The sequence below is a fragment of the uncultured Aquimarina sp. genome, assembly GCF_947492965.1.
In the GTDB taxonomy this organism is placed as follows: domain Bacteria; phylum Bacteroidota; class Bacteroidia; order Flavobacteriales; family Flavobacteriaceae; genus Aquimarina.
Window position 1 is genome coordinate 94,542 of sequence record NZ_CANLOZ010000010.1, and the last position, 18,139, is coordinate 112,680.

General features: G+C 30.4%; 21 protein-coding genes. All 21 read right to left on the reverse strand.

What is annotated here, in order from left to right:
- Nucleotides 1–80: 80 nt before the first annotated feature.
- The 21 genes from Q1B37_RS20685 to Q1B37_RS20785 all read right to left on the reverse strand — a co-directional run bounded on the left by Q1B37_RS20685 (nt 81) and on the right by Q1B37_RS20785 (nt 18,051).
- Nucleotides 81–1,001, reverse strand: a complete 921-nt coding sequence (locus tag Q1B37_RS20685) for an NAD(P)-dependent alcohol dehydrogenase (protein ID WP_299902024.1) — start codon at nt 999–1,001, stop codon at nt 81–83.
- 63 nt (nt 1,002–1,064) lie between these two features.
- Nucleotides 1,065–2,075: an RNA ligase family protein gene (locus Q1B37_RS20690; RefSeq protein ID WP_299902026.1), complete on the reverse strand. Its 1,011-nt coding sequence runs from the start codon at nt 2,073–2,075 to the stop codon at nt 1,065–1,067.
- Nucleotides 2,076–2,264: 189 nt separating this feature from the next.
- On the reverse strand, nt 2,265–2,906 hold the full coding sequence (locus tag Q1B37_RS20695) for a hypothetical protein (protein ID WP_299902029.1): 642 nt from the start codon (nt 2,904–2,906) through the stop codon (nt 2,265–2,267).
- 77 nt (nt 2,907–2,983) lie between these two features.
- Nucleotides 2,984–4,387 (reverse strand): SMI1/KNR4 family protein, encoded by a 1,404-nt coding sequence (locus Q1B37_RS20700; RefSeq protein WP_299902033.1) that lies wholly within the window; start codon nt 4,385–4,387, stop codon nt 2,984–2,986.
- 61 nt (nt 4,388–4,448) lie between these two features.
- The gene (locus Q1B37_RS20705) at nt 4,449–5,417 is read right to left on the reverse strand and encodes a peptidase (protein ID WP_299607253.1); all 969 of its coding nucleotides are present in this window, start codon (nt 5,415–5,417) and stop codon (nt 4,449–4,451) included.
- Nucleotides 5,418–5,578: 161 nt separating this feature from the next.
- Nucleotides 5,579–6,241 carry a hypothetical protein gene (locus tag Q1B37_RS20710; RefSeq protein ID WP_299607251.1) on the reverse strand — a complete coding sequence of 221 codons (663 nt, stop codon included), beginning with the start codon at nt 6,239–6,241 and terminating at the stop codon, nt 5,579–5,581.
- 189 nt (nt 6,242–6,430) lie between these two features.
- Nucleotides 6,431–6,880, reverse strand: coding sequence for a hypothetical protein (locus Q1B37_RS20715; protein WP_299902036.1), 450 nt, complete (start codon nt 6,878–6,880; stop codon nt 6,431–6,433).
- Between the two features lie 144 nt (nt 6,881–7,024).
- A complete protein-coding gene (locus Q1B37_RS20720; protein ID WP_299902039.1) occupies nt 7,025–7,468 on the reverse strand; it encodes an RDD family protein in 444 nt (147 codons plus the stop codon).
- 58 nt (nt 7,469–7,526) lie between these two features.
- Nucleotides 7,527–7,796 (reverse strand): hypothetical protein, encoded by a 270-nt coding sequence (locus tag Q1B37_RS20725; RefSeq protein ID WP_299607246.1) that lies wholly within the window; start codon nt 7,794–7,796, stop codon nt 7,527–7,529.
- A 27-nt stretch (nt 7,797–7,823) separates the two neighbouring features.
- Nucleotides 7,824–8,117, reverse strand: coding sequence for a hypothetical protein (locus Q1B37_RS20730; protein WP_299607245.1), 294 nt, complete (start codon nt 8,115–8,117; stop codon nt 7,824–7,826).
- A 178-nt stretch (nt 8,118–8,295) separates the two neighbouring features.
- On the reverse strand, nt 8,296–8,739 hold the full coding sequence (locus tag Q1B37_RS20735; protein ID WP_299902042.1) for a hypothetical protein: 444 nt from the start codon (nt 8,737–8,739) through the stop codon (nt 8,296–8,298).
- 110 nt (nt 8,740–8,849) lie between these two features.
- On the reverse strand, nt 8,850–9,521 hold the full coding sequence (locus Q1B37_RS20740) for a hypothetical protein (RefSeq protein WP_299902045.1): 672 nt from the start codon (nt 9,519–9,521) through the stop codon (nt 8,850–8,852).
- A 192-nt stretch (nt 9,522–9,713) separates the two neighbouring features.
- Entirely contained in the window at nt 9,714–10,226 is a 513-nt protein-coding gene (locus Q1B37_RS20745; RefSeq protein WP_299902048.1) for a hypothetical protein, read from the reverse strand.
- Nucleotides 10,227–10,437: 211 nt separating this feature from the next.
- A complete protein-coding gene (locus tag Q1B37_RS20750; protein WP_299902051.1) occupies nt 10,438–11,187 on the reverse strand; it encodes a hypothetical protein in 750 nt (249 codons plus the stop codon).
- A 703-nt stretch (nt 11,188–11,890) separates the two neighbouring features.
- The gene (locus Q1B37_RS20755; protein WP_299902053.1) at nt 11,891–12,214 is read right to left on the reverse strand and encodes a hypothetical protein; all 324 of its coding nucleotides are present in this window, start codon (nt 12,212–12,214) and stop codon (nt 11,891–11,893) included.
- Between the two features lie 106 nt (nt 12,215–12,320).
- Entirely contained in the window at nt 12,321–12,776 is a 456-nt protein-coding gene (locus Q1B37_RS20760) for a DUF2750 domain-containing protein (RefSeq protein ID WP_299902056.1), read from the reverse strand.
- A 155-nt stretch (nt 12,777–12,931) separates the two neighbouring features.
- On the reverse strand, nt 12,932–14,116 hold the full coding sequence (locus Q1B37_RS20765; RefSeq protein WP_299902059.1) for a YHYH protein: 1,185 nt from the start codon (nt 14,114–14,116) through the stop codon (nt 12,932–12,934).
- Between the two features lie 303 nt (nt 14,117–14,419).
- On the reverse strand, nt 14,420–15,382 hold the full coding sequence (locus Q1B37_RS20770; protein ID WP_299902062.1) for a hypothetical protein: 963 nt from the start codon (nt 15,380–15,382) through the stop codon (nt 14,420–14,422).
- Nucleotides 15,383–16,088: 706 nt separating this feature from the next.
- On the reverse strand, nt 16,089–16,598 hold the full coding sequence (locus Q1B37_RS20775) for a gliding motility-associated C-terminal domain-containing protein (protein ID WP_299902065.1): 510 nt from the start codon (nt 16,596–16,598) through the stop codon (nt 16,089–16,091).
- Between the two features lie 195 nt (nt 16,599–16,793).
- Nucleotides 16,794–17,165, reverse strand: coding sequence for a hypothetical protein (locus Q1B37_RS20780; protein WP_299902068.1), 372 nt, complete (start codon nt 17,163–17,165; stop codon nt 16,794–16,796).
- A 109-nt stretch (nt 17,166–17,274) separates the two neighbouring features.
- Nucleotides 17,275–18,051: a hypothetical protein gene (locus tag Q1B37_RS20785; protein WP_299902071.1), complete on the reverse strand. Its 777-nt coding sequence runs from the start codon at nt 18,049–18,051 to the stop codon at nt 17,275–17,277.
- Nucleotides 18,052–18,139: the final 88 nt, after the last annotated feature.

Here is an 18,139-nt window from a genome sequence, read left to right on the forward strand (position 1 = left end):
CCTACCAACTGAAAAACTGCAAGGATTTTAGAAAGTAGGAGAGCACATACAATTACTTTTAGCCGTAGTTATGTATTCGTTTATTTTAATATATCAATTATCACATTTCCTCTTTTTCGCCCATTATCAACATATTCGTGAGCCTTTACTATTTCATCAAGAGTAAAGGATTTGTCTATAAATGGTTTTAGTTTTCCTTTTTCAGCCATATCTTTTATTAATCTAAGATGTTCATTTTTTTCTTTTGTTAGCATTTTAACTGAAACGAAAACACCTCCAGTTTTAAGCACCTTTTTTGCCTTTGATTTTGTCGTTTTTCCAACAGCATCAAAAATAATATCGAACCTCTCATTTCTCTGGGAATAATCCTCTTTTTTATAATCTATTAGACTTGAGGCACCTAAAGATTTTACCATTTCGAAATTCGAAGCACTACATACACCTATTACATAAGAACCTTTTTGATTTGCAATTTGTACGGCATAGCTTCCAACACTTCCAGAAGCTCCATAAATTAAAACGTTTTGTCCGTTTTTCAAACTAGCTTTCTCTAAAAGGTAAATTGCAGTCATTGCTCCAATTGGTAACGCTGCAGCTTCATGGTAACTCAAATTTTCTGGTTTTAAACCAATCACACCATTTTTCCATTTTTGAGGCAAGCATATATATTCTGCATATGAACCTGAATTTAGCATTGTTGTAGTTCCAAATACACTGTCACCAACATTAAATTCAGTTACGTTTTTCCCAATTTCTTCAACGATTCCAGCCAATTCATGGCCTAAAATTCTTTTCTTTGGTTTGAACAGTCCAAAAATTAATCTAGCAGGCAGCCAAAACAAAGGTGGAAAATCAGAACTTCGAAGCCTAACATCTCCCGAAGTAACAGTAGCTGAATGTATTTTTACTAGAATCTCATTATCCTTAGGTTTAGGTTTATCGATGTCTGTTAGTTTGAGAACCTCTGGTGGACCATATTTTTCATAAACTACTGCTTTCATATTAATTTTAGTTTTTTTTAAATGACACAAAACGTTAAACGTAAAATACGTTTCACTACATTTTTACATAGTTTTATTGGCAGTTATTTTCTTATTTATTTCAGATTTCACTCTTTTATTAATCCATTTTTTTTCGTCATCAGATAATTCTTCCAATAGATTTTTATTGTTTTCATTAAAGTCAACTAATGTATCAAGAAAGAATTCATTTTTGATATCAATAATTCGTTGTTCATTAGTGAAATCCAAAGCACCTATTTTAGAAATAGCACTCTCTAACCTATTTACAGTTATGTAGTTTCTTAGTTCATTTAATATGAATGATAAGTCTTCAGTTTTAGATGATATATTTGGAATGTATGTCCATTTTTCTGCTTGATGAAATTTTTTTTCTTCATCAAATTCCTTATTCTTTAGTTTGATTATTGGTCTAAATGGTATACTCTTATTATCTATTTGATTAAAAGGTTTTATTACAACACCTTCAATTAGATTTTCTTTTAATTCTGGAAGATTCAATTGCTTTGGAATTGCAGAATTAATTCTGGTATCAAAATTTAATGCTTCTCCAAATTTTCCAACCAATAAAGGTTTTGCGTAAAATATCTCATACTTTTCAAAGAATGAAACTGATGATTCATAATCAAGATAATATTTAGAATTTAAACTATTAACTTCAATTGCAATATCAAATGCACAGAAGTTTATGGTTGGTGAATAATAAACTCCTGTTTGGATAGCTTGAACGTTTGAGTCAGGCTCAATATCGGGATGAGGGTATTTACCACCAAATAATTCTCCATAAATAATGTACTTACTACCTTTTATTAGAGTACTTAAATCTTCAAATAATTGCAGAAGATTATCTTCTAATTTATTAACAATAAGCTGAAAACCAAAAAAGTCATCATTCCAAGAGAGGTAATCCTTTCTTTTTGCATATTTCAAAGTGCTTTGATCATAGATGAAACTGAAATTTGCTCCATGCACTTTTTCAGTAACAACCCAACTCAATTTCTCTAATTTAGAAAAATCGCTTTCATTTAATCCAAGTTTTTTTAAACTATTTGGCATCTTCTCATAACCCGAGAAATCACTCATAACTTTTGTTTTTAACTTCTGCTAATGGTTAATAAATGTCGTAGCAGTGCAAAATGTTACCCTGTTTTCAACAAAAACTGCGCATTGGTTATTAACTTTTCTATTTTGCAAGCATTATACATTCAGAAATATACACAAACCAATCGATTGATTACTTTGCTGCTATGACTCATATATCTTGTTGTGTACTGGCGCTCTTAGGTAAATATTATTATGCGTCCAAAGTACTTCTTCTTTAGGGGTAACTTCACCATATTTACTTTTAACAAATCTACTTGAAATCACTTTTGGTTTTTCGTAGGGAACGCTAACATCAGAGTAGGGGCCTACCGTTCCGATCATCCACCCACATTTGGCTGCATAAGAAGGTTCATAAACTTTAAACTTATATGTGTGATAATAAAGTTGGGTTCCATTATCGTCAATATTAACCTTTTCAATATATTCTATTTCGTCAGGAACTTTTTCCAAATCTCCTGGAAAATCTAACCAATTAACTAAATTAGTTTCAGCACCCTTTTCTATGGTGTTAAACTCTTTTGGAAACAAATCAATTCTATTATATTCCTTAAGAAGTTGATACGTTATTTCTCTAGTCTTAATATCAAATGCATATTTCGTTAATAATTTCGGTTCAGGGATTTCTCCTTTAGCTATTTTTTTAAATAAGGGTTTTATGATATCAAATTTAACTTTGTCTTTCGGTAAATTTGAAATCCTGTAAAAGTTAAAAGCATTTTTATAAATAACAAAACCAACAAGAGTCAGTATTATTATTCCAAAAATTAGTTGAAAGTTTTCCATTTATAATTTTATATGCACTTGTGCAATGTTTAATATAAAACGCGTTTTTAATGCATCTTTACATAGTGTTAGCGATTTTATTTCCATATTTGATACCACTTTTTATCACTTTTTAATGGAATTTTATTTAGATCATTTTTTCTAATCCAATTTAAATCAATTTTAAACTCTGCAAGCCTTTGTTTCAAATTTGATAATATATAATCTTTTTCAACAGGAAAACGATCTGCAATTTTTTTATAATGAATAAGTAATTTCTCATTTTTTATTCCTGAAAGAGCTTGTAATGATGAATGAATAACCTTATTAGAATCATCATTTAGTCCAATAATGAAAGTCTCCAGATAATCTTTTTTGTTACTCAACTGACCGAGAGAATATACTACTGTTGATCTAATATCTTTATCAGTATTTTTAATAAACCCTTTGATAAGATAACCATAATCAAAATTACATTCTTGAAGTAAATATGTACAAAATCGAAACGTTTCAGGATTAGTAATTTGGTTAATGTGGCTGGTAATATATTCTTTCCAATTCGCACTATTTGCTTTATCGTACCAAAAAATGTATTGGAATACTGTTAAGAGATCATCTTTACCTTGTTTAGTTAAATATTCTTTCCAAGTTTTATGTTTGTGTTTTACTAATATTTGAAGTAATAGCTTAGAGTTTTCTTTAGAAGTATTGAGATAAAGTTTATCAATTGAGTCAAGAGTAAAAGAATTTAATGTTCTCTTTTTTAGCAGACCGTTGAGCGCATCTTCCTTGGCAATATCACTAGATCCATTTTTATATGCTTCTAGTAGTTTTTCTTCGGATCCTCCCATTGTATACCCAAACCATGAAGGAGATTCAATCAACAAATCCTTAGAAATAACTTCGTCTAACCATCTTTCATACCAATCAAGAAAATTGTCCTCAAAAGTAAAATGTGGTTTTTGAAGATCTTGATCTATATTTACTACTTTTCCTTTGTGTGTACCATTAAGAATGATACCATGCAAATACGAACATCCTTGGGAACCAATTGGTAAAATACCACCGAATATTTTACCTAGTTCTTTTTCATATTCACTATCTGAAATATTATCAATCTCTATTTTTTCAATTACTTTCGACCAATAATCATTTGTCATTTTAGGGTGAAGTATTGACTCATTTTTAATATACTTTTCTGTATTTTTATAAACAAGTTCATCGACACCATCTCCCAATGGATATATTCCATAAAACGGTCCAGCTCCTGAATTAGCATATGATTTTCCTCCGTTTCCGATTTGCAATACAAATGATTTATAGCAATCAGGAAGGTTAATCGAATACTTTCTTTCAAAAGTATTTACTTCCTCAATACTAACGGGTTTATGTATATTGTATTTATGGCTACTTGCGCCAAAAGCTTTAAGGCCTTTGTCCACCTTTGCCGCTTCTAACAGCTTAGATTTTATACGTTCAATTTGAATGGAGTAGTCTTTCATTTCTAATATCTGCTAACGGCATTACTAAACGCAGTTACAACGCATAGGGGCAATTGACGCTTTAGCTTTTGTCGGCTTCCGTTTTGTTTTGTAATTCTAATTCAAATTCGCTAATCAGTTCCTTTATTTCATCTTCATCATACTTCCTCGAAAAATGAACAGGAATGGGATCTTTAATCTCACTCTCTTTCATGATTCTGCCAGACATGGTCGAATAGCTATGATAGTTTAATCTCGCTTGTTCTTTATCTTCTGCTTTATAAAAGCTTTCTATAAACACTTGTCTACACCTATAAAAATGATGTTTTATCTTTTTATGGTTTTCTTCATTTGCTGCATGATCCATAATTATTCCTAGCGAATCTCCTTGTTGAACATGTAGTAAATGAAATAAATCTTCGGATTTATAGTCTTTATCTCCTATCGAAATAATCAAATCCCTTTCATCTTTTTCAAAAGCCTCTTTCAATTCTCTCACCCATTTACCTCCTCTAAATCCACTAGATTCAATATCTATTTTTATAGCATCTTCCCCTTGAAATTTATAGGCTAATGTAGGTATTTTATGATCTAATAATATAGAGCTTACTTTAAACGATTTATCTTCATATATTACCATTCCTTCGGTCTCTTTAATTTTCACCAAATCCCATATTGGAGGTTCTATTTCATAGATTATTATCCTTCCTTCTAAAACATATTCTCTTATCTCATAGGTTATTGCACCTTTCTCAATAAGATTCCAGGTATAACTTTTTATTCTTGATTGAACTTGATTCGCTATTCCCTTTGGACCACATATGATAATTCTTCTTTGAATTCCTATTTGATGCCTTAAAACTGAATCAAAATTCACAAAATGATCTATATGCGTATGACTTATAAATATAGCTTTACAATTTTGTAATTCTTTTACGGTCAAATTGCTCGCATCTCCACACTCACATAAATAATTCCATGGATGATTATCCAATCGCAATAATATTGAGATATCTTCTCCTATTTTACTTTTTACTTCTGCTTGAAACATGGCTCTATCTTTCTAATTGATAAATTTATAAAGATTACCATTGTATAAAGTCTCTTTGAATCAGAAAGTCCCTTTTTCTTTTAATGGAAGCTAACGTTCCTTCTGTATTACGTATGTCAGCTGAAGGTGGGATATGCATTATATAAAATGTTATGCTTTTTTTAATAATTTTCAATTTTCCAATTTAGGTCAATTTCTTCTAAATCCACATCAGGGTATTGAAATTCGGATTTTATAGTTTCCAAGTCAATTTCTCTTTTTTGAGGATCTATTATTAACCATAAAGTTTCGTCAATTTTATTAAGATTTTCGTTTATAGTTTTCTTTAATTCGCTTTGAAGATACTTACTATATATCAATCCTACAGCAAAACCTTCGTCCATTCCTCCCCATGGATAAGCAACTTTAAATATTTCTTGTCTAAAGTTCATTAGGTCATTAAACATCCATCCAATATGAATTGGTCTATTCATTCTATTTTCGGGTGGATTTTTATATAACTCTTTTATTTTGTCTAAAGCACGTATAATTAATTCTTTATTTACATCATATTCTCGATCATTTAGAAATTCTCCTTGCTCAAAATATTGTATATCAGATAATTTGTTTAAATGCTGTGAACGATTTAATTCTTCTTTTCTTCCTGATAGGAAGTATTTCATCTGCACCAAAGGATTCACATGTTTTTTAGAAAGACCAAAAGCATCTAACAATGAGTTTAGTTGCTGTCGTCTAATAATACTGGGCTTTTCATTTAATCTGTCCGAGTTTGACCACAAATATTTATAATCAAGGTATTTATAAAGTAAATCTTTTCCTGTCATTTTTAATTAAGCATAACGTTTTATATATGTGTCTTGGCAGGGCAAAAAGATACCTTATTTTCAACTAAAACTGCGCATTGCTTGCTAACTTTACTCTTTGCAAGCATTTAACCTTATCAAAAATACAATAACCTTTCGATTCATCGCCTAGCTGTTATGATCACATATATCGTGTTAGCAAATGTGTTTTTATTCCGTTAAAATTTTTTTCGTATTCTTTTGAAGCCGTCTTCCGAACATAGCAATTACACCAAAGATAATTAAGGGTATAATTATGTCATTAACTTGGATCGTTCCAGATTCAAAAATCATTAAAATAGACATAATAACAAGGAAAATAAATACTGATACATATAACCAATAGAGTCTATAGTTTAAAGTCAATTTTGTTTTTGTTCCTTCTTCTATTTCAATAATTGTTTTTGGCCAATACAAAACTGTTTTTGAATGAAGTTTTATCTTATTACCTTGGATAGATCCACTAAACTTTTTTCCATCTTCTATATGTTTTTCGAATTTTTTAAACCATTTAATTAGATTGATCTCTAATTTAGGTTCAGTTGATAATTCTCTTTCGATTAGCCTTTTTATATAATCTCCAGAATAATCCGAATATATTATTTCTTTCCGTTTAATCATATGTTTACTAACGTTCTGTGTATGGCTTGTTGTGGAATTTTCCGAAGGAAACATTCCGATGAATCACTAAAGTAGCAAATCTGCAATGAATTCCGTTTAAGGAATTCAGCCGCAATTAGCTATACACCTTGTTATCATACGTTTTTATTTTTCTTTTTTAATCTTTACAACTATTGTTTTTGCAACGATATCACCAACTCTCTGATTTTTTTCAGAGTTCTGTATGGTTAGAATTCCAACTAGTCCAAAAAAGAACATATCGATCGGATCAAACAAATGTCTTAGCGCGGATTGTCCAAATGACAAATTTTTGGAAATTCCATATATTGAAATCGGTTTTAATCCTACTATTGAATTCCCAATAGTAGCTCCAAACAATTGCTCAAGTCCGATTGTCATCAATCCCCAAAACAATATAGGTATCAACGCTGGTAATCCATTCACAGAATAACCACCATCTGGATCTGGTTCCCCGTAAGTATAAACATAAGCAAAGAAAAATATGTAAATAATCAAATAGTCAATAAATCCAGCTAAAATCCTACTTCCAATATTAGACTCCGTTTTGGTATTTGTTTGGTTTGTCATTTAATTTTTTTAATGTATGGTAACGGTAAGTATAACAATCGTGGTCTGCCGAAGGAGACTATAATTTGTTATACAGTGTTAGCATTTTTACTTTTTCAATTTTCTCATCGATTTGGATAACTCTTTCATTCCAATATATTTGGGCATTCCGAGCATCATATTTAGGTTTCTTTTTTGAACCCGTTTTCATTTCTTTAGGGATACTATAGAGATAAGTTGCATTTTGATTTTCATCCTTACTTTGTCCTCCGTTAATATCACTCAGTAGACTTCGTTTAAATGTTTTTCTGTAATTAAAACATTCATAATGAGATTTATATGTTGTCATTGCCTATCTACACATTGTTCAAATTTATTATTCTGATTTTCCTTTTTGATAGTATATTCCCGTTTTATTAGATTTTAAATCTTTGATGGTTATTTTTCTATCCGTAAAACCGAAATAACTTCCTTCTCGTTTTGATAATATTGCTTTCGGAGTGTTTTCCAAAAATAACGTGTCATTTCGTAAATCATATCTTTCAAAACTTATAACATCACCAATATGATATCCATTACCATATTTCCACCATCCAGACTTTATTTGTTTATCATTTAAACAAGAAGTTATGGGTAAAAGAATCAGTATGTAAATGAGTTTTTTAATCAATTTTTTATGTATTAATGCTAACGTTTAATATGTGTCGTAGCGGGGCAAAATGTTACCCTATTTTTCGGTTTTTCTGCGCATTGGTTGCTAACTTTTCCATTCTGCAAGCATTGCGCCATCATAAATATAAACAAACCGATCGATTGATTACTTTGCTGCTATGACCACATATATCGTGTTATAAGTTTTTTTTATATTCGGTCAAAAATTGTTTTCCTTTTCTTATTAGTTTTTCAGAATTTGTAAAGTCAGATTTATTCTCATAAATGAGTTTTCCATTTTTCAGGAATATTGTTTTTTTGTCATTCTCATATTCAGGATTATAGCTTTCTGCATAAACCAATTCATTTTTTTTGTAAAAGAAATTTTCCTTTAGATTAGTATTAGTAGATTGTGAATATTGTAACCAAACCAAACTTTTATCATCAGGGCAAAAATGCTGGTAATATTCAAAGCCTCCGGTTTTCTTTAAATCATCTCCATAATTTAAGGTTCCTTCGATTATGGAATTTGATAGATTTTGATCAATTCTTATATTTCCAATATAGTAGGATATTTCTTTGATATCTTCAACAAGTTCTTTGCTTGATTTACATGAAACATAGAATAAAAGTATTGCCAAAAATATGATTTTGAGTATCCTCATCAATTATCCTTGCTTGTATCGTTCCGTGTATAGTATCGTAGCATCCCGCAGGGAGCATATGCACTATACAAATTGTTAGCACTCGTTTATTTTATTGTTATCCAAAAATCACTTCTCCAATGACAAGCTCCAAATTCAACATAGTATCTTCCAATTTCTGATTTTGAAAAATCAACATAATTATTATCGTCCATCATCATATAAGATGTTGTTTTTATGGGCTTCTTAATTATTGTTGAATCTCTATAAATAGCTACACTTGATACCGTTCCACCATATGGAAAAGCCAGTTTAATATTGTCTTTACAATTGTTAGAAATGTCAATTATATGTTCTTTTCTATCTTTTATTTGGTCCGACTTTATTTGTAAAACACCATAACTGATTTTAACAGTGTTGTTATTGTACTTTTCGTTATTTGTCTTGAATTTGAACAAACTATAATCCAATTTGGATTCAATATTATAGCGCAATTTTAAGAATAACGGTTTTTTTCTCGTTAATATTATTGTGTCTGATGGTTCAATTATCTGATTTTCTGAAGTCATATGGAAATTTTGTCCACTTAATTTGAAAGAATGGATTTCAACTTTTCTTCTTGAATCAGTTTTTATTTCAATTGTTGTTTCTACCTCTCGTCCAATACAGTTCTCAACAATTCCGATCTCTTTTGGAAACCAGATCCATATGTCTTTTTTAACCACTTTAAAAGAGGTTATAATTAAAATAAGGCTGAAAAATATTAATTTTCTTTTCATTCCAATTTATTGATGTGTGCTAACGCTAAATATATGAATCAGAGCAAGGCAAGCAATCTTAAACCAATAGATTCATCTGCGCGTTTTTATTTCTTGTTTAACTTATAAAAATTTAGCGCCTTTGCAAAAAAAAATGACCATTCGATTTAGCGATAAATTGCTCTGATTTCATATATAATGTTACCAACTTTTTTATTCATTAGCATCCAAAAACTCTGCTAATTTATTCTCGTTTTTTGCTTTTATAAGGCGTTTAAGTTTTTTTGTCAGTTTAACTTTGTTTTTTGGGTTTTCTATGTATTCAGTTATTATTTTCCAAATCCCTAGCCTTGATTCAATCTCATAACTATTATTTTTCTTATTCTCCAGACAATATTTTATTTGAGAGGCCATTGAGATTATCATTAGCTCAATTTTTTCGTCAAAAAGATTTTTTAAATTTCCAGTTCCGAAACTATAGTTATCAATATTTTTCATCCAGTCATTAAGGAAAAATCCAGCTTCATACCTTAATTCTTCTTTTTCAGTTATAGGTTGTTTTAGGAGTAAGTTTGCAACGGATAAAACATCCTCTTTAGCCCCTTCCAAAGATTCTTGAGAATCAAATTTATACTCTTCAAAATTATATTTATTCAATTGAGAATAAGCTGAACTAACAGTAAAAGGTAAAATAATCAGAATTAAAATTTTTATATAATTATTCATTATTTATGGTATTTAACGAGATTTCATATTGCTGATAACGTTTAATATATGTGTCGTAGCAGAGCAAATTGTTACCCTGTTTTTTGATTTTTCTGCGCATTGGTTGCTAACTTTTACATCTTGCAAGCATTGCGCCTTACCAAAAATGCAAGAACCATTCGATTGATTACTTTGCTGCTATGAACACATATATGTTGTTAGGGACAGTAGTTTATTTTCTTTTAAATATTCCATAGTCCGTAAAGTCATCCCTGTTAATCTCTATTAGAGGTTTAAAATGATATCTTCTCAAACAAACAACGGGACTATTTTTAATTCGTTCTGTTATTTCAGCAGTTCCTTTTTTGTATTTACGTTTGTTCCCTCTTTTTATTATTAATTCTTTAATTTCTAACCTATTCAATTTTCCTATTGAGTCGGTAATCAATTTAATATTTCCTTTTTTGAAGCCAATACTTGTTTTTCCTGCTAAATTATTACCAAATTCTTTTTTCAAACCATAGAGAAATAGACTGTCCTTTGTTTCTTTGAATGTTTGAAAACTATATGTATTTAAAATACAACCTAAATCTGAATAACCATTATATTGCTCATAATGTTCTATCTCCAAACTAATATCCTTTATCTCAATATTTTCTTTTTTCAAAGGATTTAGGGAAATGCTATCATTATTAATCGCTTTTTTTAGTTTTACAGCTTTAATACGAGTTTTATTAGTAATCTCGGTAAAATATGATATTGGTATTTTTTTCGATGAGTTAACTTGAAATTTTTTTGTCGAGTCTATTATTACGATACCTGAGCTATGTGAGTCTCTTCCTCCCCAAGCGTCGTATTCATAAATCACTTTAGAAGTTCCTTCTATCTTTTGTTCGTATAGAGTAACATCCCATTCACCTAGTCCACAATTGAAACAGGTTATAGATAGTCCAAAATAAAATATTTTGATTACGTTTTTCAATTAATGCTTTTATTGTGTCTAACGTTTAATATATGTGTCGTAGCAGAGCAAAATGTTACCTCTGTGTTGAGTTTTTATGCGCAGTGATTGCTAACTTTTATCATCTGCAAGCATTACGCCTTACCAAAAAAAACAATCATTCGACTGATCACTTAACTGCTATGGTCACATATATCGTGTTATCGTGCGTTCTTTTTTCAGTCACTAATCTTAGCAAAGATGCCAAGCAAGGTGATATTACTTACGTAATTACTCCGTCAAATTTATTTTTTATTCTTGCGATCACCTTGCAATCATCGAGTAGGGGACAGACTTTACCAAATAAACCTGAACTTTTTTTCGTCAGAAGTTGATCAGCCAAAAAAGCGATTTTTTAGCACGTTACTACTCCGTAATACTCCTCAATTTTGGTTTTTCTTATCGCCTTTTCCTCGATTTAATAATAACCATCACAAAAATACTAAGGTCATTGGGTGGTTAACCGTTCGTTGCTTTCGTTCTACTTTTCAAATTCCTAAAATGCACGGATAACGTTCAGTATAAGAAACGTAGGGCAGGTGATAAGCGATACATTTCGGATTGGTACTAAGCCAAATATAAATATTTTGCTATTATCTTTTTTGTTGAAAATGCCAAATTTTATATTTGGCGACTTTACTAAAAAACACAGACCATTAGATTAGCCTAAAAGCCCTATGTTTTCTTATACATTGTTACCTGCTGGCTTTTTTATTTTATTCCGAGATATAATATTTATTCCGGTTCTGGTTAAAATTAAAATAAAGGCTAATACCGCAGAGAACCAAGCTGTATTGTATACACCAAAGTAAAAGTCTTTTATTGGTATTATTCCAGAAAATTGCGTTCCAAGAATTATGCAAACAAGGAATACTCGCACAAAAGTTTTAAATAAACTAGGTTTCGTTGTCATTTCATAAATTCCAATAATCAAAACAAATAAAAATAAACTGTCATAGGTAGTTTTATAGCTAATTAATTCCCATAGTTCTGGATTTTCAGTTTTCAATTTTTCATAGACCTAATATGATCAAAATGAGCCAATACAGATAGGCTTAGTTGAATGAGAATTATAATTACAGAAAAAAGAGGTCTGTATAATTTCATATATATTTTTATTCTATTAGTTCTTTTACTTGTTTTTCTAAGTCAGTTATACCGTTAAATTTTCGAAATTTCAAATCTTTTCCGATTGATTTTAATTCAGTTGATAAGTCTATTATTAATTCCAAAGGTTCTGCTTCAAATCCGAACATATTTTGTTCAAATTGTGTTCCGATTAAAAGTCCGTCATTTTCCATTCCTACACACCAGTTTTCCATAAATTCAGATAATGGAATTTCAATCGGTTCATATTTTTTCCATCCGTCTTTTATACAAGACTTTGCTCTCGCTTTTTCTGCCCAAAAACAAATAACTCTTATAGGTTTTCTATTTTCGTCATCGTAATGGACAGAACTTGAAGTTGCAAATCCTTTTTTATTTTTCAATTCATAAACTATTTCCGTTATGCATACCGTTTTTATGAACTTCTTATGTCGATTTTTAACTGTTATATGATTTTGAAACATAATTTTTGGGCTTGCAGGTAACGGTCTCGGCTATGAGTAGTTGCGTGGTTTAACACTTAACTTTGCAAGTACACACCAAACTGAAAATCCGCGAGGATTTTCAGATGTAGGCGAGAACAAGCAATTACTTATAGCCATTGTTGTGTATAGTGTTTTTACTCTTTTACTTCTGTGTATCCTGGTAACCCGTGTAAACATTTTATTATTTGGTTTCCTCCAGGTTCTCCAGCGTGATAATGATATCCTCTTACATCATCGAAATGTCCACCACACTCATCTAAATCTGTCGCTTTATTTCCGTTTTTGTCTGTCAATCCATAAATTCCAAATCCGTCAATTGCATAACCAATCATTGGCGGGTGAGAATCGGCTTGAGCAATTTCTTTCGTTGAGCCAGTAACTGCGTGGTAATGATAACCTCCGTGAGGATTTACGTGTCCTCCGTGGTCATCTAAAGGTGCAATTGTATGAGCTGCTAATATTGCGTGTGTTGGTGCAGGTGGGTCATAATTAACACCATTAAAAGCAAGTCCTATTCCACCTCTTCCAAAGCTTTGAGTAGTTTTTAGATATTTGGGGGTTGCAGGAATTACAAAAGTTGTTATTTGTTCTTTGAAATATTCTGGTAAACATTCCACACAATAGTTATGATATTCTTCCTCTACTTCTGGTTTTGCAGCGGCTAAACAACCTTCTTCTGTGTTGGTAACTTTAATTGTTCCATCTTCTCTGTATAATTTCCATTTATCATCGCTATAGAACTGGTCAAGGTTGGCAATAAAATGACCTGAAACATCATAGACTTTATCATCTTTAAACCAAATTCCAGCTTTTTCCATTCCGTCTTCTATATGTCTTGGACACCAAGGTCCCATTTGATGTTCGGTTGCTTGAGAATTTGTTTTGATTACATAACATAATGTTTCAATACCGTTTAATTCCACAATTTGTTCTTGAATTCCACCAATTATGTTTTCTGTTATGAAGTAATCTGTATTTACAGGGTTGACTTTAACAGTTATATCAATTTCATTTGATAAATCCGTATTTGTATTTGTTTGTCTTGGTGGTCTATTTCCTTGACTTTTTTCTGCTTTGTTAAGTTCTTCTAAAGTTAAAAAACCGTCATCGTTATTGTCAATATTATTAAAATCGTTTGCTATTGGACCCTTGACTTCATCTCTCGATAATTTTCCATCTTCATTACTGTCCATCTCCGAAATTATTTGTTCAGAAGAAGGTCTTTGTCCATTTGGTTCTTGCTGACCTTTTTTTTCTTGATTTGATTCGCAAGCCACCAAGAATGTCAAAGTTAATAGTATAAATAAAGTGTTTTTCATTTTATGATTTATTCTAATTTCTTTTAAGACTTATTTACTTCATAAACGTTTAATTCAATCGGTAATTTTGTTTAATTCTCGATGTTTCTCAACATTATACACAACGGCTTCGGCTATGATTAGTACGGGATTTAATAAGCGATTACTTTCCGATTAAGAACTTAGCCAAAACTTTTTATTTTGTTTTAATTTTTTCATTTTAAAGCCAAATCAAAAAGATTTGGCGGACTTCATAAAAATACACTAAACTTTGGATTAAACACCAAACCCGTATTAATTATAGCCATTGTTGTGTGGCGTTTTTTATTTATTTAAATAATCGAATATGATGAATGGAAGCAATGCAAATGCGAAAAACAAAATCATTGTATAAATCAAATCAGTAAATTTTCCGTGTTTATCTACTTCAGGTTCTCTATTAAAAATCACTTTATATAGTTGCCTGATAGGATATTGAACTATTAGTAGCGATAAAGGATAAATGAAACTTACACTATTTAAATCAGATATGTTTTCCTGATAATAATACCTGAATAAATAACCATAACAAAAGAAGCCAACTGCAACCAAAAGGCTTTTAATATAAAAGTCATTTATTCTCAACATTTCATAGTCCATAAAAAACCAAAGTCCGATTCCCATTCCAGTAAATAAAGTCCATTTTTCAATTATTTCAACACTATCTGTCAAATAGGGAACAAAAAAATGAATCAAGATCGCTATTGTTGAAATGTAATAAACAATTTTAAATCGTTTACTAATCTTTAATTCTGATTTATCCTCTTTAAGCTTTTTGTTATTTGCTTTTATTGAAAGAGTCAAAGGATTTTTTAAATTACTTATATCAACTGTTGAATAAAATTTGTTGTCGGTTTGTTGGGTAATTTTACCTCCAAAATCAATTTTATAATGTTTGTTATCGGTAGTTACTACATAAACGTTGTCAAATTCCTTATCATTTTTTGATATGTAAACCATAAGTTCCTTATCATTTAACCTTTTGTCTATATTTTTACCTTTAGTTAAACCTTTAATTTCCACATCGTATTCAATTCCCTCTGGATATTCGAGATAATTTACCAAATAGAAAAAATGTTCATTTTCAAGAAGATTGTCAGCTATTATTATTTGTATGTCAATCCCTTTTTCGAAAACCTTAAAGTTTAATTTTGAATGAAAATTATCAGAATATAAATTTATCCAATTCTCCAAAGCCTGTTTCACGTCATTTAGAGAGGCTCCTTTTATTTCTATAATGTTTTTCATTTACGATTTTCTCAAATGACACACAACGTTTAATATATGTGTTGTAGCAGAGTAAAATGTTACCCTATTTTATGATTTTTCTGCGCATTGGTTGCTAACTTTTACCTTTTGCAAGCATTGCGTCTTCATAAATATACAATAACCAATCGATTGATTACTTTGCTGCTATGGCACATATATCGTGTTATCGTGCGTTCTTTTTTCCGTCACTAACCTTACTAGACTAGCCAAGCAAGGTGATATTACTTGCGTAATTACTCCGTCAATTTTATTTTTCTTTCTCGCGATCACCTTGCAATCTTAGAGTAGGAGACAGACCTTACCGAATGAACCTGAACTTTTTTTCGTCAGTAGTTGGTCAGCCAAAAAAGTGATTTTTTAGCACGTTGCTACTCCGTAATCCTCCTCAATTTTGGTTTTTCAATCGCTTTTTCTTCGATTAGTCCTTAACTATCACAAAAATACTCTGGTCATTGGGTGGTTAACCGTTCGTTGCTTTCGTTCTACTTTTCAGATTCCTAAAATGCACGGATAACGTTTAATATATGTGTCGTAGCAGAGCAAAATGTTACCTTGCTTTTTGATTTTTCTGCGCATTGGTTGCTAATTTTTACTTTCTGCAAGCATTGCGCCTTACCAAATATACATTGAACTATCGATTCAACTCGAATTTGCTATGGCACATATATGTTGTTACCATATGTTTTTATCTTAAAATAGGATCAAAAAAATCAATTAAAGAACACTCCGAACTAAAGCTAAATCCATCCCCATCCTCAGGAGTCTTAACAATACAGACATATCCAAATTTTAAAAAGGTTTGTTCATTTTCAACAACAACTTTATATTTATAAGTTCCACTTTCTAAATTGGTATCATTTCCTCCCAGGAAGTTATTAAAATTACTATAGTCTTGTGTTGAGTATACAATTTCGTCATTCAAATTGAATAATGTTACAGAATTGGGTGAGTAAAGATCTATGTTTTCAATTCCGAATCTATCATAGAAACCATCACCATTAGGTGTGAACACTGGGGAAACATTTATTTCTCCATTACTTTGATCTAGATTATCAATATTTTGAGATAAGAATGGATTTTCTTTACAACATAAAAATGTCAGTAATTCAGTTTCTGGATCGTCACTTTCATTACAACTTAATAATATGATTAAGTTTAATAAAATTAAAGTAATAGTTTTAAAATTTAAATTCATAGTTTGTTCAAAATGTATGGTAACGTTTAATATATGTGTCGTAGCAGAGTAAATTGTTACCTTGATTTTCGATTTTTCTGCGCATTGGTTGCTAACTTTTCCATTCTGCAAGCATTGCGCCTTACCAAAAATACAACAACCATTGGACTGATCATTTAGCTGCTATGATCACATATATATTGTTGTAGGTAGTTTTTATTTTTTAAATTCAGCTCGCGCTTCTTTCATAGTCCTTTCAATAAAATCATCTCCATATTTTTTTTCAATTTCAAAATTCATTGATTCAGCATAACATTCTTCTAGTAAAGAAGGTTGATCATTAGCTTTAATTGTAATTTGATATTTCGTCAACATGAAATTCCAATAAAACTTCTCAAATTCAGACATTTCAACCGTTCCAAGTATATCATATTCTTTAACTCCATTTTTGAAATCAAGTTTTGCAACTTTTTTTATTGAGTCGCATCGAATAAGTAGAGGATCATTATATTCTAATTTTGGAGGAGCTCCTTTATTACTTTTGCAACTCCATATAAGCATAATCAAAATTAAAATCCGATAACTCATTTAGCCTTTACTTTTTTCAGATTTATTTGTAATTAACTACAACGGTAAATATAACAAACGTTGCTGACCAAAAGGGCAGCTATGTTTTGTTATATAGTGTTATGCAATGTTATTTATAGTATTCATATTCAAAATTTTCTGTGGTATAATATTTCACTTGGGTAAGTAATCCATTTTCATCATATGTAAATTCCGTTGTTTCTTTTTGAACGTTATTGTCAAAACGAATGAATTGGTTTACTTGCCCGTTATCTTTATAAGTATACTCGTAAGTGTAATTCCATTCCCTTCTTTTAGAATTAGAACGTATTTCCCAGCCATAGTATTTTTCTTTATAGAAATCATTAATATATTCTGTTGTAGTTTCACGATACTTTTTCCCATCTCGATACCATTCTCGTGTTTGTATTTTGCCGTTATTTTCGAAATGGTCAACTAGATTTAGGCTTCCATCAGGATAGTATTTGGTCAGTTTTTTTAATTCTCCATCTTTGTATTCTATTTTAAACTCAGAAATTTCTAGTTCGGGTTTGGCTGATTTAGCTTTGGACGAAAGGTCGAGTCCTAAGCTTTTAAATTTTTTCAAAGCCTTTTCGTCAGGTTTACCATTTCTTGTAGTATCCACTTGTTTGACTAACCTTTTATTTTTATCATATTCAAAATAAATTGTTCTTTGTTCTCCACCAACAAACGGCTCGTGTTGAAACTTGACCATTTTTCCATCTCTATTATAAAATGTTGTGGCTTTCAGTTTTTTTCCATTATACCACTTTCTAGATTTAACTTTATTGATCTTATATAGACTATCACTTTGATATGTCCATTTCTCTTGGGCAAATGTCAAAATAGGAAGAAGTACAAACCCAATTAGTAATTTTATTTTCATTTATATAATTTTCTGATGTTGCATAACGTTTAATATATGTGTCGTAGCAGGGCAAAATGTTACCTTGCTTTTCGGTTTTTCTGCGCAT